Below are 13,937 nucleotides of genomic sequence, written 5' to 3'. Positions count from 1 at the left end.
TGTATCACCCGATGGTGCGAATCAACCGCAGCGCCTCTTATCGGGCCGCCCACCTCGCTAGCGTGACCCGTGTGAGGGGCGTGAAGGTCATTCCGCAGGTGGCACGCGTGTACATCGGCTGCGCGACGCTCGCGGCCGGTGCGTCCGTGCTGCCCGCGTTCCGCCCCGGGGCCGCCGTCCCGTGGGGGACGGTCGCACTCCTCGCCACCCTGTACGCGCTCTGCGAGCTGCCCGCCCGCAACCGCGTTCTCGGCCGCGCGCTCGGCGGCTCCGTCCCCGCCGCCGGGATCGGCTCCTTCTACCCGGTGCTCCTCGCCGCCGCGCTGCTCCTGCCACCCGCCGCCGCCGCGCTCACCGCGCTGCCCGGCAGCCTCCTCGCGCGCGTCGAGGAGTCACCGGCCGGGCCGCGCCGCCTCTGGCGGGCCGCCGCGACGGCCCTCGCCGTCTGGGCCGCCGCCCTCGCCGCCCACGCCCTGGCCGCCTCGGCCGCCCTCGGCGGCGGGGCGGCAGCCCCCGACCTGCCGTACGCGCTGCTGCCCGCCGGCGTCGCCGCGCTCACCCTCTGCCTCGTCCTGACCGCCCTCGACGGCGGCATCCGGGCCACCGCCGACGGCGTCCCCGCCGGCGCCGCCTGGCGCGGCCTCCTCGGCCGGGCCCTCGCCCCGCACGCCGTGCACGGCCTCGCCGGGCTCATGATGGCCGTCCTGTGGCGGAGCACGTACGGGCCCGCCTCGGCGCTCTTCGTCCTCCTCCCCATGTACATCTCCTGCTGGGTCTTCGCCCAGTACCACCGCGAGCGCGCGGCCCACCAGGCCACCATCCGCGCCCTCGTCCAGGCCGTCGACATCAAGGACCGGTACACCCGCGGCCACAGCGAGCGCGTCGGCCAGGCGTCCGTCCTCATCGCCCGCGAGCTCGGCATGGCGGACGAGCGGCTCGACGTCGTGCGGTTCGCCGGCATCCTCCACGACGTCGGGAAGCTCGGCGTGCCCACGCGCGTGCTGCGCAAGGACGGGCCGCTCACACCGGAGGAGCGCCGGGTCATCGAGCTCCACCCCGAGTACGGCCACGAGATGGTCCGCGGCATCGGCTTCCTCGGCGAGGCCAGGGACGCGATCCTGCACCACCACGAGCGGATGGACGGCAGCGGCTACCCGTACGGCCTCCAGGGCGACCAGATCCCCGAGTTCGCCCGGGTGGTCGCCGTCGCCGACGCCTTCGACGCCATGACCTCCACCCGCTCCTACAGCCGGGCGAGGCCGGTGCCGACGGCCCTCGCCGAGCTGGAGCGGTGCGCGGGCAGCCAGTTCGACCCCCGGATGGTCACGGCCCTCGTCCGGGCCCTGGCCCGGCACGGCTGGCAGACATCCGTCACCGCCGACGAGCACGAGCGGGACGAGGCCCTCCGCGCCCCCTCCCCGCCCCGTGACCCCTCGCAGCCCCTGCCGCTGCCGCGCACGCAGGAGTCCCGCGCGATGGAACCGCGCGTCCCGCAGGCCGCCCGGCGGACGGAGCGCGCGTGAGTCGAAAGACCCCCCGTACCCCCGGCCCCCGTACCCCCGGCCCCCGTACCCCCCGCCCCCGCATGCCCGGCTTCACCACGCCGGGCTTCACCACGCCGGGCTTCACCGTGCCCGAAGCGGCCGGCCCCGGCGCCCCCGCGCACCCGCCCGCCGTCGCCCGCCCCGGCGCGGCCCCGCGCCTGCTCGGACTCGGCCCGCTCCGGCGCGGCACCCTCGGGCCCGGCTCGCTCACCGTCGGCGCGCTGTACACCAGCGCCGTGCTGCTCAGCCTCGTCGGCTTCGCCGGCACCCTCTGGTACGGGATCGACCAGCCGGCCAACGCGCTCGCCTTCGGGGTGCTCGTCGCCGTCGGCGAGCTCGCCCGCTGGGGGGCGGTGCCCGGCGAACGGGAGCCCGCGCCGCTCGCGAGCGCGGGCGCCCTCGCGTACGCCCTCCTCGGCATGGACGCCGGGGCCTTCACCACCCACGGCGTCCTCCAGATCATCGCCGTCGTCGTCGCCGGCGGCCTCGTCGGCATGGTGCCGCACCTGGCCAGGGGCCGCGGCCCCGGCGCCGACCACCTCGCCCGCCGCGTGCTCACCGTCGGCTTCGTCGCGCTCTGCTTCCAGCCCCTCTACAACTCCGGGGCCCTCGTCGACCACCTCGGCAAGGGCCCTCTCTACGCCCTCTTCCTGCTGCTCGTCCTCGCCCTCACCGCCCTGTGCGACGCCGTCCTCGCCGCGCTCGTCCTCCGCGCCCGCACCGGATACCCGTACGGCCCCCTCCTCCGCGACGAACTGCGCGCCCTCATCGGCATCGGCTCCGCCGTCTGCGCCACCGGCACCGTCATGGCGCTCGGCGTCGCCGCCGCCGGCCTCTGGGCGCTGCCCGTCCTCGCCGTACCGCTCCTCCTCACCCAGGTCTCCTTCCGGCGCTACGCGGCCGTCCGCACCGTCAACCGGCAGACCATCGCCTCCCTCGCCCGCGCCACCGAGATCGCCGGCTACACCTCGCCCGGCCACGCCCACCGGGTCGCCGCCCTCAGCGGCGCCGTCGGCCGGGAGATGGGCCTCTCCGGGGGCGAGCTCACCGTCCTGGAGTACGCGGCGCTCATGCACGACATCGGCCAGCTCTCCCTCGTCGACCCGGTCGAGGGCGGCGCCACCGCCCTCCTCCCGATCGAGGAGCAGCGCCGGATAGCCCTCCTCGGCGGCGAGGTCGTCCGCAGGACGGGCGTCTGCGCGACCGTCGCCGTCGTCGTCGAGCGGCAGGCCGACCCGTTCCGCGACCAGCCGCTGCCCGCCCGGATCATCCGGGTCGTGAACGCCTACGACGACCTCGCGGGCGACGGGGCCGGCGCCGCCCTCGCCGCCCTGGAGCGGCTCCGGCTCGGCGCCGCCCGCGACTACCACCCGGACGTCGTCGAGTCCCTGGCCAGGGTCCTCGCACGCGGGGGAGCCCCTGGGGTGACCCCTGCCGTCACGGGGTAACCCATGGGTAATGAGCGCGCGTCCGACCGGGCATGGTTGGATGCGAACAAGAGGGTGAAAGCGACCGGCAGGCGGGAATCGTGAGGATCTTCGGGAAGGTACGGCATCGGCCCTCCGCCTCGTGGCGGCAGGCCACCGACCGCGCGTTCACGCTGATCGGCGACGGCCGGTACGAGGACGCGGGCGCGCTGCTCACGCGCGCGGCGGACCTGGAGCCCTGGCTCTCGGAGTCCTGGTTCAACCTGGCCCTGCTGCACAAGTTCCGGCACGACTGGGAGCAGGCCCGGTCCGCCGGCCTGCGCGCCGTCGCGCTGCTCGACAAGGAGACCGGCGCCCCCGACTGGTGGAACGTCGGGATCGCCGCCACCGCGCTCCAGGACTGGCCGCTGGCCCGCCGCGCCTGGCAGGCGTACGGCCTCAAGGTCCCCGGCGCCGCCGCCGGCACGGGCGAGCCCGCCGGGATGGAGCTGGGCAGCGCCGCCGTCCGGCTCTCGCCCGAGGGCGAGGCCGAGGTCGTGTGGGGGCGCAGGCTCGACCCGGCCCGCATCGAGGTCCTCTCCATCCCGCTGCCGTCCTCCGGACGCCGCTGGGGCGAGGTCGTCCTCCACGACGGCGTGCCGCACGGCGAGCGCACCACCACCGCCGGCCCGTCCTACCCGGTCTTCGACGAGATCGAGCTGTGGGCGCCGTCCCCCGTCCCCACCTGGGTTGTCCTCCTGGAGGCCGCCACCGAGGCCGACCGGGACGCCCTGGAGCAGCTCGCCTCCGACGCGGGCTTCGCCGCCGAGGACTGGTCGTCCTCCGTGCGGCTGCTCTGCCGCGCCTGCTCGGAGTCGACGATGCCGAGTGCCGAGGGAGAGGGCGAGCACTCCGACCCGCACGACCACAGCGAGCCCGGCCACCCCGGGCCGCTCGGCCACCGCTCGCCCGGCGAGCTGTGGGTCCCCGAGCGGGAGTGCGGCATCGCGGCCCCGCCCGGACTCGTGCGCGGGCTCCTCGACGGCTGGGTCGCGGACAGCCCGGACAGCCGCGAGTGGCGGGATCTGGAAGAGGTCTGCTGACGACTGCCCGTAGGCTGTACGGGATCGTTTACTGGGGTTCCGAGGAAGGCACGCGCCGGACATGACGCAGCAGGACACTGACGAGCAGACGCAGACCAACGACGGCTACGTCGTGGACACGGAGGACTGCGAGGCGCGTGAGCTCGCCTACCGCGAGCGCGGTACGGCCCGGCCCATCACCGTCGTCGGCAACCCGGTGCTCCACAAGGAGTGCCAGGACGTCACCGAGTTCGACGACAAGCTCGCCGCGCTGATCGACGACATGTTCGCCAGCCAGAAGGCCGCCGAGGGCGTGGGCCTGGCCGCCAACCAGATCGGCGTGGACCTCAAGGTCTTCGTCTACGACTGCCCCGACGACGACGGCGTCCGCCACACCGGCGTCGTGGTCAACCCGGTCCTCCAGGAGCTCCCGGCCGACCAGCGCGTCCTGGACGAGTCCAACGAGGGCTGCCTCTCCGTGCCGACCGCCTACGCCGAGCTGGCCCGCCCCGACTACGCGGAGGTCCACGGCCAGGACGCCGAGGGCAACCCGATCAAGGTCCGCGGCACCGGTTACTTCGCCCGCTGCCTCCAGCACGAGACGGACCACCTGTACGGCCGCCTCTACATCGACCGCCTCTCCAAGCGCGACCGCAAGGACGCCCTGAAGCAGATGGCCGAGGGCACCCCGCGCTACGAGACGGTCCCCAACGACTGATCTCGTCCTCCTCCCGCACGCACGGCGCGGTGGCCGGCCCAGCCGACCGCCGCGCCGATCGCGTACCAGAACAGGTCCGGCGCGTTGAACGTCGTGCCGAACACCAGCCGCGCCAGGGTGCTGTGCGCGGACATCGCCGCCGGCAGCCCGGTCAGCTGGAACAGCTCCACGCCCCAGCTGAACCCGAGGGCGACCCCCGCCGCGGCCGAGGGCCGCGCCCGGGGCGCGACCAGCACCACCAGGGCCGTGACCAGCACGGTGTAGAGCGCGTCCCCCGCGTACTTGGCGACCTCCCCGGTCGCCACCGCCCTGATCCCCAGCCCGGCGCCGACCGCCGCCAGGGCCGCAACTCCGGCCAGGACACGCGTCCGTACGAGATCGCCCATGTCCGGCAGCCTATGCGGAAGGGCCCCGCACTCCAGGAGTGCGGGGCCCTTCCCCGTACGTACGCGGGGGACGGACTAGAAGTCCTCGTCGAGGTCCACCGAGCCCTCGACCGCGACCTGGTACGCGGACGGGCGGCGCTCGAAGAAGTTGGTGAGCTCCTGGACGCCCTGGAGCTCCATGAACGCGAACGGGTTCTCGGAGCCGAAGACCGGGGCGAATCCGAGGCGCTGGAGGCGCTGGTCGGCGACGCACTGGAGGTACTCGCGCATCGACTCGGTGTTCATGCCCGGCAGGCCGTCGCCGCACAGGTCACGGCCGAACTGGAGCTCCGCCTCGACGGCCTCCTTCAGCATGTCCGTGACCTGCTGCTGGAGCTCCGCGTCGAAGAGCTCCGGCTCCTCCTTGCGGACGGTGTCGACGACCTCGAACGCGAAGTTCATGTGCATGGTCTCGTCGCGGAACACCCAGTTGGTGCCGGTCGCCAGACCGTGCAGCAGGCCGCGGGACCGGAACCAGTACACGTACGCGAAGGCACCGTAGAAGAACAGGCCCTCGATGCACGCCGCGAAGCAGATCAGGTTGAGCAGGAAGCGGCGGCGGTCGGCGGCCGTCTCCAGCTTGTCGATCTTCTCGACGGAGTCCATCCAGCGGAAGCAGAACTGCGCCTTCTCGCGGATGGAGGGGATGTTCTCGACGGCGGCGAACGCGGCGGCGCGGTCGTCCGGGTCGGGCAGGTAGGTGTCCAGGAGGGTCAGGTAGAACTGGACGTGCACGGCCTCCTCGAAGAGCTGGCGCGACAGGTACAGGCGCGCCTCCGGGGAGTTGATGTGCTTGTACAGCGTCAGGACGAGGTTGTTCGCCACGATCGAGTCGCCCGTCGCGAAGAACGCGACCAGACGGCCGATCATGTGCTGCTCACCGGGGGTGAGCTTGGCGAGGTCGGCGACGTCCGAGTGGAGGTCGACCTCCTCCACCGTCCACGTGTTCTTGATCGCGTCCCGGTAGCGGTCGTAGAAGTCCGGGTAGCGCATCGGGCGGAGGGTGAGCTCGAAGCCAGGGTCGAGCAGGTTCTTCTTGTCGGTCGTGCTCATTACTGGCAGGCCTCGCAGGACTCGGGGTTCTCAAGGGAGCAGGCGAGCGCCTCGGCGTCGAGGGTCGTCTGCTGGACGGGGATGGGGGCCGGGGCGGCGGCCGTCGACGCCTGGGCGGCGCGGGCGATCCGGGTCGCGGGGCGCGAGCGCAGGTAGTACGTCGTCTTCAGGCCCTGCTTCCAGGCGTACGCGTACATCGACGACAGCTTGCCGATGGTCGGCGTCTCCATGAAGAGGTTCAGCGACTGCGACTGGTCGAGGAACGGCGTACGGGCCGCCGCCATGTCGATGAGGCCGCGCTGCGGGATCTCCCACGCCGTGCGGTACAGCTCACGGGTCTCGGCGGGGATCCAGCCGAAGTCCGCGACGGAGCCGCTGGAGTCGCGGAGCGCGTCACGGGTCTGCGCGTCCCACACGCCGAGCTTCTTCAGCTCGTCGACGAGGTACGAGTTGACCTGGAGGAACTCGCCGGACAGCGTCTCGCGCTTGAAGAGGTTGGAGACCTGCGGCTCGATGCACTCGTAGACGCCCGCGATCGAGGCGATGGTCGCCGTCGGCGCGATGGCCAGGAGGAGGCTGTTGCGCATGCCGACCGAGGCGATCCGCTCGCGCAGGGCGGCCCAGCGCTCCGGCCAGTTCAGCTCGACGTCGTAGTGGTCGGGGTGCAGGACACCGCGGGCCGCGCGGGTCTTCTCCCAGGCGGGGAGCGGGCCGTTGCGCTCGGCGAGGTCGGCGGAGGCCTCGTACGCGGCGAGCATGATCCGCTCGGCGATACGGGTGGACAGCGCGCGCGCCTCGGCGGAGTCGAACGGCAGCTTCAGCTGGAAGAAGACGTCCTGGAGGCCCATGGCACCCAGGCCGACCGGACGCCAGCGGGCGTTGGAGTTGCCCGCCTGCTCGGTCGGGTAGAAGTTGATGTCGACGACGCGGTCGAGGAAGGTGACGGCCGTGCGGACGGTCTCGTCCAGGCGGTCCCAGTCGATGTCCGAACCGACGACGAACGCCCCGAGGTTGACCGAGCCGAGGTTGCAGACCGCGGTCTCGTCGTCGTTCGTGACCTCGATGATCTCGGTGCAGAGGTTCGAGGAGTGCACGACCGAACCCGGCTCGGCCGTCTGGTTGGCCGTGCGGTTCGAGGCGTCCTTGAAGGTCATCCAGCCGTTGCCGGTCTGGGCGAGGGTCCGCATCATGCGGCCGTACAGGTCGCGGGCCGGCATGGTCTTGCGGGCCAGGCCCCTGGCCTCGGCGGCGCGGTAGGCGGCGTCGAACTCGTCGCCCCACAGGTCGACGAGCTCGGGAACGTCCGAGGGGGAGAAGAGCGACCACTCGGCGTCCGCGTTGACCCGGCGCATGAACTCGTCCGGGATCCAGTGCGCGAGGTTGAGGTTGTGCGTACGGCGCTGGTCCTCGCCCGTGTTGTCGCGGAGCTCGAGGAACTCCTCGATGTCCGCGTGCCAGGTCTCCAGGTAGACGGCGGCGGCGCCCTTGCGGCGGCCGCCCTGGTTCACGGCGGCGACGGAGGCGTCGAGGGTCTTCAGGAACGGGACGATGCCGTTCGAGTGGCCGTTGGTGCCGCGGATCAGCGAACCGCGGGCGCGGATGCGGGAGTAGGAGAGCCCGATGCCGCCGGCGTGCTTCGAGAGGCGCGCGACCTGGTGGTAGCGGCCGTAGATGGAGTCCAGCTCGTCCTGGGGGGAGTCCAGGAGGTAGCAGGAGGACATCTGCGGGTGGCGCGTGCCCGAGTTGAAGAGCGTGGGGGAGGAGGGGAGGTAGTCCAGACGGCTCATCAGGCCGTAGAGGGCCGCCACCTCGTCGAGCGCGCGGACCGAGTCGTCCTCGGCGAGGCCGCAGGCGACGCGGAGCATGAAGTGCTGCGGCGTCTCGATGACCTTGCGGGTGATCGGGTGGCGCAGCAGGTAGCGCGAGTAGAGGGTGCGCAGGCCGAAGTAGCCGAAGCGGTCGTCGCCGGCGGCGTCGATCGTGGCGTCGAGGCGCTCGGCGTGGAGCGTGACGAACTCGGCGGCGCGGTCGGCGATCAGGCCCTCGCGGTGGCCGACGGCCACGGAGGCGGAGAAGGAGACCGCGCCCTGGCCGGCCGCCTCGTCGGCGATGGTGACGGTCAGGAGCCGGGCCGCGAGCCGGGAGTAGGCCGGGTCCTCGGCGATGAGACCGGCGGCCGCCTCGGTGGCCAGCTCGCGCAGCTCCGCCTCGTCCGACGTGGCGCTGCGGCCGCGGAGCGCGGCAGCGGCGACCTTGCCGGGGTCGGTGTCGGGGAGATCGGCGGTGAGATCGGTCAGGGTCCGCAGCAGCACGGTGCCGGGTCCGTCGCTGTCGATCTCCGTGGCCGGATCGGCGGGCGCGATGGTCACGTGGGGGCTCTCCCTCGCTCGGCTCCTGGCCGCGACGGGGGAGGGCGGGCGAGGCGGTCCGTACGCACGGACGCCCGCGTCCACCGGCCCACTCCGCGAGGCCCGGACGTCAGTGACACCCGGAACGGACGGACCGGGTGGGCTGCCGGCAGGTCGTCGGACTCGCTCCGCACCCGAAATCGGTAGGAAGCACACCGTTGCGGGACAGTTCCGGATTCGCGCCGGATTTCCCTGCGTCGACAGCGAGGACGAGCATACATGTGGGGGGCGCCGCTGTTGGCGCCCCCCACATGTTGTGTCGTCAGGATTTACACGCCTGTCGTGTGGAACTCCAGTGCGTACGTCATCAGGGTGAAGCCGGGGACCGGGTCCCAGTCCCGCTCCGGGGTGCGGACGAAGCCCGTCCGCTCGTAGAGCCGGTGGGCCGCGACCATGCCCGGCCCCGTGGAGAGCACCAGCCGGGCGCACTCGGGGACGGCCCGCGCGCGGTCCACGCAGGCCCGTACGAGCGCCTCTCCGGCGCCCCGGCCGCGCGCCTCGGGCGCGACCACGAGCATCCGGAACTCGGCCTCGCCGGGGACGGCGATGTCGGCCCAGGCGGTCCCGCCGAGGGCGAAGGTCACACCGCCGATGACGCGGCCGGTCGCCTCGTCGGCGGCGACGAGGACCTCGGCCTCGCGCGCCCGCCGCTCGGTGTCCCGCAGCACCGCCAGGTAGTAGTCGTCCTCGCCGTCCAGCAGCAGCCCGTCGCCCAGATACGTGAATCCGGTGAGGTCGCCGAGTACCTCGTACTCCTCGGGCCGTACCGCCCTGATCGTGACATCCATGCGATCAGTGTGCTCCGACACCGGCCTTGGACGGGGACGCGCCCGGGACGACGTCACCGGCGTCCGCCGTGTAGTCCTCGGGGGAGGTCTCGTCGACGCCCTCGGGGGCCTTGACGGCCTTGAGGACGAAGGTCAGGACGACCGTGACGACGACGTTGAGGACGAAGGCGGTGAGGCCGATGTAGCCGATCTCGCCGATGCCCGGGATCTCGGCGGCCGAGCCGCCGAAGTGCTTCTGCGTCGGGCTGGCGACGCCGTACGCGGCGGCCGTGCCGTACACCATGCCGACGGCCCAGCCGGCGAGCAGCGCCCAGCGGTGGAACCAGCGGGTGAAGAGGCCGCCGACCAGCGCCGGGAAGGTCTGGAGGATCCAGATGCCGCCGAGGAGCTGGAAGTTGATCGCGACCGTCTTGTCCATGGTGAGGACGAAGACGAGCGCGCCGACCTTCACGAGGAGCGAGACCAGCTTGGAGACCTGGGTCTCCTGCTTCGGAGTCGCGTCCTTCTTGAGGAAGTCCTTGTAGATGTTCCTCGTGAAGAGGTTGGCGGCGGCGATCGACATGATCGCGGCCGGGACGAGCGCGCCGATGCCGATCGCGGCGAAGGCCACGCCCGCGAACCACGCCGGGAACATGTCCTCGAAGAGCTGCGGGATGGCGAGCTGGCCGTTCTTCACCTTGATGCCGGCGGCGATCGCCATGAAGCCGAGCAGCGCGAGCAGGCCCAGCATCAGCGAGTACAGCGGCAGGATCGTGGTGTTGCGGCGGATGACCTCGCGGCTCCGGGACGACAGGGTCGCCGTGATGGAGTGCGGGTACATGAAGAGCGCGAGCGCGGAGCCGAGCGCCAGGGTCGCGTACGTCCACTGGCCGGCCTCGCCCGGGACGAGCGCGCCGCGCGGCTTGCCGGTCGCCGGGTTGGTCTGCGCGTAGGCCTCGCCGGCCTTGGCGAAGATCTCGTCGAAGCCGCCGAGCTTGATCGGGATGTAGATGATCGCGACGGCGATCACCAGATAGATCAGCGTGTCCTTGACGAAGGCGATGAGCGCCGGGGCGCGCAGACCCGAGGAGTACGTGTAGGCCGCGAGGACGCCGAAGGCGATGAGCAGCGGCAGGTCCTTGACGAACCAGTGGGTGGTCTCGCCGCCGCCGACGCCCATCACGTCCAGGACGGCCTGGATGCCGACGAGCTGGAGCGCGATGTACGGCATGGTCGCGAGGATGCCGGTGACGGCGACCGCCAGCGACAGGCCCTTGGAGCCGAAGCGTCCGCGCACGAAGTCGGAGGTGGTGACGTAGCCGTGCTTGTGCGAGACCGACCACAGGCGGGGCAGGAAGGTGAAGATCAGCGGGTACACGAGGATCGTGTACGGCACGGCGAAGAAGCCGGCCGCGCCCGCCGCGTAGACGGCCGCCGGGACGGCGACGAAGGTGTACGCGGTGTAGAGGTCACCGCCGAGCAGGAACCAGGTCACCCAGGTGCCGAACGAGCGGCCGCCCAGGCCCCATTCGTCGAGGCTGTGCTCGTTCTCGGCCCTGCGCCAGCGCGAGGCCAGGAAGCCCATGACCGTCACGGCCAGGAAGAAGAAGACGAAGACGCCGAGCGCCACGCCGTTCACGCCGTCGTTCATCGCGCGTCACCGCCCTTCCGGTTGCGCTGGTCGAGCTGCCACAGCTTGTACGCGACCATGGTGAGCGCGGTGGAGACCAGGACCCAGAGCATCTGGTACCAGTAGAAGAACGGAATGCCCGCGAAGAGCGGTTCGGCTTTCGCGTACGAACTCACCCAGAGCATCGCCACGAAGGGCGCGAAAAGGCAGAGTCCGATCACCACCCTCAGGGGGGTGACGAGCGGTTGTTTCCCTTGTGTCGCCTCTGTCATGGCGATTCGTCCCCTCGCAGATCACCGGGATAAGCATCTGTTAAGGGTCGGCAATCTAAGGGACGGTTTCGCCCGACGGAACCCCTGTCCGCATAACGGATGCGAAGAAGGGCCGCCGAATTCTCGGCGGCCCTTCTCGGGGAACGGGAAATATCCGGATTCGGTTAGTCCGTGGGGCGCTTGAGGCGGGCCACGAACTTGTACCGGTCGCCGCGGTACACCGACCGCACCCACTCGACCGGTTCGCCCTGGGCGTCCAGCGAGTGGCGGGAGAGCATCAGCATCGGCAGGCCCACGTCCGTACCGAGCAGGCCGGCCTCGCGCGGGGTGGCGAGGGAGGTCTCGATGGTCTCCTCGGCCTCGGCGAGGTGGACGTCGTAGACCTCGGCGAGCGCCGTGTAGAGCGAGGTGTACTTCACCAGGGAGCGGCGCAGCGCGGGGAAGCGCTTGGCCGAGAGGTGCGTGGTCTCGATCGCCATCGGCTCGCCGCTCGCGAGGCGCAGGCGCTCGATGCGCAGCACCCGGCCGCCGGCCGTGATGTCGAGCAGCCCGGCGAGCGTGTCGTCAGCCGTGACGTACCCGATGTCGAGGAGCTGCGAGGTGGGCTCGAGGCCCTGCGCCCGCATGTCCTCGGTGTACGAGGTGAGCTGGAGCGCCTGGGAGACCTTGGGCTTCGCCACGAAGGTGCCCTTGCCCTGGATGCGCTCCAGGCGGCCCTCGACGACCAGCTCCTGAAGGGCCTGGCGCACGGTCGTGCGCGAGGTGTCGAACTCGGCGGCGAGTGTGCGCTCCGGCGGGACCGGCGTGCCGGGCGGCAGGGTCTCCGTCATGTCGAGCAAATGCCGCTTCAGTCGGTAGTACTTGGGCACGCGCGCGGTGCGAGTGGCGATCCCGCCCTCGGTCTCCGTGCTGCCCGCGTCCGTGGCCATGGTCTGCCTTCCCGACTCTTGCGCTGCTGCCGTCACCGGCTCCTCCGTCTGTAGCGCCTCACATGGTGGCACGGACCGGTCACGGGTCGTCGGCCTCCCTCAGGTGTCGGTCCGATAACGGACGCGACTGCCCTTCTTATACACCCTTGACACCCCTAAAGGTCTAGGCCAAGCTCCGGGTACTGGTCTAAACCATTAAAGACCAGGTCCCAGCCCCACGAGCTGTATCCGACGTATGTCTTCGCGCGGTGGGCAGGGGTTGCAGGCATCCCTGAGGAGGGTGGCGTGAAGCGCAAGCTCATCGCGGCGATCGGCGTCGCGGGCATGATGGTCTCTATCGCTGCGTGTGGTTCCGACAGCGGCGACAAGGGCAAGGACACCGCCAAGGAGTCCGCCGGTGGCAACAAGACCCTGACCGTCTGGGTCATGGACGGGTCCGCGCCGGACGCCTGGATGGCCGAGGTCAACAAGGCGTTCGAGGCCAAGCACCCGGGCACCAAGGTCAAGGTCGAGAAGCAGGTCTGGAACGGCATCCAGGAGAAGGTCACCACCGCCCTCTCCGAGAACACCCCGCCGGACGTCCTGGAGCTCGGCAACACCCAGACCGCCGGTTACGCGGTCACCGGCGGCCTCGCCGACCTGACGGGTGACAAGGCCACGCTCGGCTACGACGCCTGGAACAAGGGCATGGTCGCCTCCAACGAGCTGGACGGCAAGCTCTACTCCGCCCCGTGGTACGCCGCCAACCGCGTCGTCGTCTACGACAAGGCCGCGTTCAAGAAGGCCGGCGTCACCCCGCCGAAGACCCGCGCCGAGTGGCTCGAGGGCCTGAAGAAGCTCAAGGCCGCCGACCCCAAGGGTCAGGCCATCTACCTGCCGGGTCAGTCCTGGTACGTCCTCGCCGGCCTCATCTGGGACGAGGGCAGCGACCTCGCCGTCAAGGACGGCGACAAGTGGAAGGGCAACCTGTCCTCCCCCGAGGCCGTCGCCGCCATGAACTTCTACAAGGAGCTCTCGGCGTACACGACCGCCCCGAAGGACAAGGACGAGGCGACCCCGCAGCAGTCCACCGACGTCATCCCCAAGGGCGGCGTGGCGTCCTGGGTCGGCCTCGGCTGGGAGGCCGGCGGCGCGATCGACGCCATGAAGAAGGCCGGCAAGACCGCCGACTTCGGCTACTTCCCGATCCCGGGCAAGACCGCCGACAAGCCGGGCTCCGTCTTCCTCGGTGGCTCGAACCTCGCCATCGCCGAGCGCTCGCAGAACAAGGAGCTCGCGAAGGAGTGGCTGGCGCTCGCCGCCGGCAAGGAGTTCATGACGAAGTACGCCGCCGCCACCGAGGGCGCGCTGCTTCCGAACCAGGACGCCGCGCAGTTCAAGCCGGCCCCCGGCTCCTTCGCCGAGGCCATGGCCGCGTCCTCCGCCTCCGGCAAGGTCACCCCGGTCACCCCGGGCTGGGCGAACGTCGAGACCGTCCCGAACCCGATCAAGGACTACATGACCAAGGTCCTGAAGGGTGGCGACACCAAGGCTGCCGCCGAGGCCGCCGACAAGGTCATCAACGAGCGCATCAACCAGCAGTAATCCGTAGCCCGGGGGTGGGGGGGGGGGGGGGGGGGGGCCCCCCCCCCCCCCCCCGGGCGCGCGGCGGGAGCCCCCGGCGGGGCGGGGGGGGGCCGCGGGCTGGGTGTGAGGGGCGGCGC

The 13,937-nt window shown here is 71.6% G+C and carries 12 protein-coding genes and 1 riboswitch; of the genes, 5 read left to right on the top strand and 7 right to left on the bottom strand.

Annotated elements, in window-relative coordinates; genetic code table 11:
• Nucleotides 1-80: 80 nt before the first annotated feature.
• From AB0G79_RS22655 to def, 4 genes are all read left to right on the top strand, one after another.
• Nucleotides 81-1,523, top strand: coding sequence for an HD-GYP domain-containing protein (locus tag AB0G79_RS22655; RefSeq protein ID WP_360809280.1), 1,443 nt, complete (start codon nucleotides 81-83; stop codon nucleotides 1,521-1,523).
• On the top strand, nucleotides 1,520-2,992 hold the full coding sequence (locus AB0G79_RS22650) for a metal-dependent phosphohydrolase (protein WP_360809165.1): 1,473 nt from the start codon (nucleotides 1,520-1,522) through the stop codon (nucleotides 2,990-2,992). Before AB0G79_RS22655 ends, AB0G79_RS22650 begins: the two co-directional genes overlap by 4 nt.
• 80 nt (nucleotides 2,993-3,072) lie before the next feature.
• Entirely contained in the window at nucleotides 3,073-4,053 is a 981-nt protein-coding gene (locus AB0G79_RS22645) for a hypothetical protein (protein WP_360809163.1), read from the top strand.
• A gap of 61 nt (nucleotides 4,054-4,114) precedes the next feature.
• The gene (gene def / locus AB0G79_RS22640) at nucleotides 4,115-4,750 is read left to right on the top strand and encodes a peptide deformylase (RefSeq protein ID WP_360809161.1); all 636 of its coding nucleotides are present in this window, start codon (nucleotides 4,115-4,117) and stop codon (nucleotides 4,748-4,750) included.
• Here the strand turns inward: def and AB0G79_RS22635 are convergent.
• The 7 genes from AB0G79_RS22635 to AB0G79_RS22605 form a co-directional block, all read right to left on the bottom strand.
• Nucleotides 4,726-5,136, bottom strand: coding sequence for a DUF2809 domain-containing protein (locus AB0G79_RS22635; protein WP_360809159.1), 411 nt, complete (start codon nucleotides 5,134-5,136; stop codon nucleotides 4,726-4,728). The genes def and AB0G79_RS22635 overlap by 25 nt on opposite strands.
• A gap of 75 nt (nucleotides 5,137-5,211) precedes the next feature.
• Nucleotides 5,212-6,228: a ribonucleotide-diphosphate reductase subunit beta gene (locus AB0G79_RS22630; protein ID WP_360809156.1), complete on the bottom strand. Its 1,017-nt coding sequence runs from the start codon at nucleotides 6,226-6,228 to the stop codon at nucleotides 5,212-5,214.
• Nucleotides 6,228-8,597 (bottom strand): ribonucleoside-diphosphate reductase subunit alpha, encoded by a 2,370-nt coding sequence (locus AB0G79_RS22625; protein WP_360809154.1) that lies wholly within the window; start codon nucleotides 8,595-8,597, stop codon nucleotides 6,228-6,230. The genes AB0G79_RS22630 and AB0G79_RS22625 overlap by 1 nt, the downstream gene beginning before the upstream one ends.
• 129 nt (nucleotides 8,598-8,726) lie before the next feature.
• Nucleotides 8,727-8,866, bottom strand: a riboswitch (cobalamin riboswitch).
• Between the two features lie 39 nt (nucleotides 8,867-8,905).
• Nucleotides 8,906-9,424, bottom strand: coding sequence for a GNAT family N-acetyltransferase (locus tag AB0G79_RS22620; protein ID WP_360809152.1), 519 nt, complete (start codon nucleotides 9,422-9,424; stop codon nucleotides 8,906-8,908).
• 4 nt (nucleotides 9,425-9,428) lie between these two features.
• Complete coding sequence (gene mctP, locus AB0G79_RS22615; RefSeq protein WP_360809150.1) at nucleotides 9,429-11,054, bottom strand: monocarboxylate uptake permease MctP; 1,626 nt, start codon at nucleotides 11,052-11,054, stop codon at nucleotides 9,429-9,431.
• Nucleotides 11,051-11,305 carry a DUF3311 domain-containing protein gene (locus tag AB0G79_RS22610; protein ID WP_360809148.1) on the bottom strand — a complete coding sequence of 85 codons (255 nt, stop codon included), beginning with the start codon at nucleotides 11,303-11,305 and terminating at the stop codon, nucleotides 11,051-11,053. Before AB0G79_RS22610 ends, mctP begins: the two co-directional genes overlap by 4 nt.
• A gap of 164 nt (nucleotides 11,306-11,469) precedes the next feature.
• Nucleotides 11,470-12,234, bottom strand: a complete 765-nt coding sequence (locus tag AB0G79_RS22605; protein WP_360809146.1) for a GntR family transcriptional regulator — start codon at nucleotides 12,232-12,234, stop codon at nucleotides 11,470-11,472.
• 285 nt (nucleotides 12,235-12,519) lie between these two features.
• Between AB0G79_RS22605 and AB0G79_RS22600 the strand changes: the two genes are divergently transcribed.
• Nucleotides 12,520-13,818, top strand: coding sequence for an extracellular solute-binding protein (locus AB0G79_RS22600; RefSeq protein WP_360809145.1), 1,299 nt, complete (start codon nucleotides 12,520-12,522; stop codon nucleotides 13,816-13,818).
• Nucleotides 13,819-13,937 lie beyond the last annotated feature (119 nt).

This window comes from Streptomyces sp. NPDC020807 (assembly GCF_040641575.1).
Classification (GTDB): Bacteria; Actinomycetota; Actinomycetes; order Streptomycetales; family Streptomycetaceae; genus Streptomyces.
This window is presented reverse-complemented; position numbering and strand designations above follow the sequence as displayed.

Excerpts from the sequence above, each read along its gene's own strand:
- def (WP_360809161.1), top strand. The coding sequence starts at position 4,115 with ATGACGCAGCAGGACACTGACGAGCAGACGCAGACCAACGACGGCTAC.
- AB0G79_RS22635 (WP_360809159.1), bottom strand. The coding sequence starts at position 5,136 with ATGGGCGATCTCGTACGGACGCGTGTCCTGGCCGGAGTTGCGGCCCTG.
- AB0G79_RS22630 (WP_360809156.1), bottom strand. The coding sequence starts at position 6,228 with ATGAGCACGACCGACAAGAAGAACCTGCTCGACCCTGGCTTCGAGCTC.
- AB0G79_RS22620 (WP_360809152.1), bottom strand. The coding sequence starts at position 9,424 with ATGGATGTCACGATCAGGGCGGTACGGCCCGAGGAGTACGAGGTACTC.
- mctP (WP_360809150.1), bottom strand. The coding sequence starts at position 11,054 with ATGAACGACGGCGTGAACGGCGTGGCGCTCGGCGTCTTCGTCTTCTTC.
- AB0G79_RS22610 (WP_360809148.1), bottom strand. The coding sequence starts at position 11,305 with ATGACAGAGGCGACACAAGGGAAACAACCGCTCGTCACCCCCCTGAGG.
- AB0G79_RS22605 (WP_360809146.1), bottom strand. The coding sequence starts at position 12,234 with ATGGCCACGGACGCGGGCAGCACGGAGACCGAGGGCGGGATCGCCACT.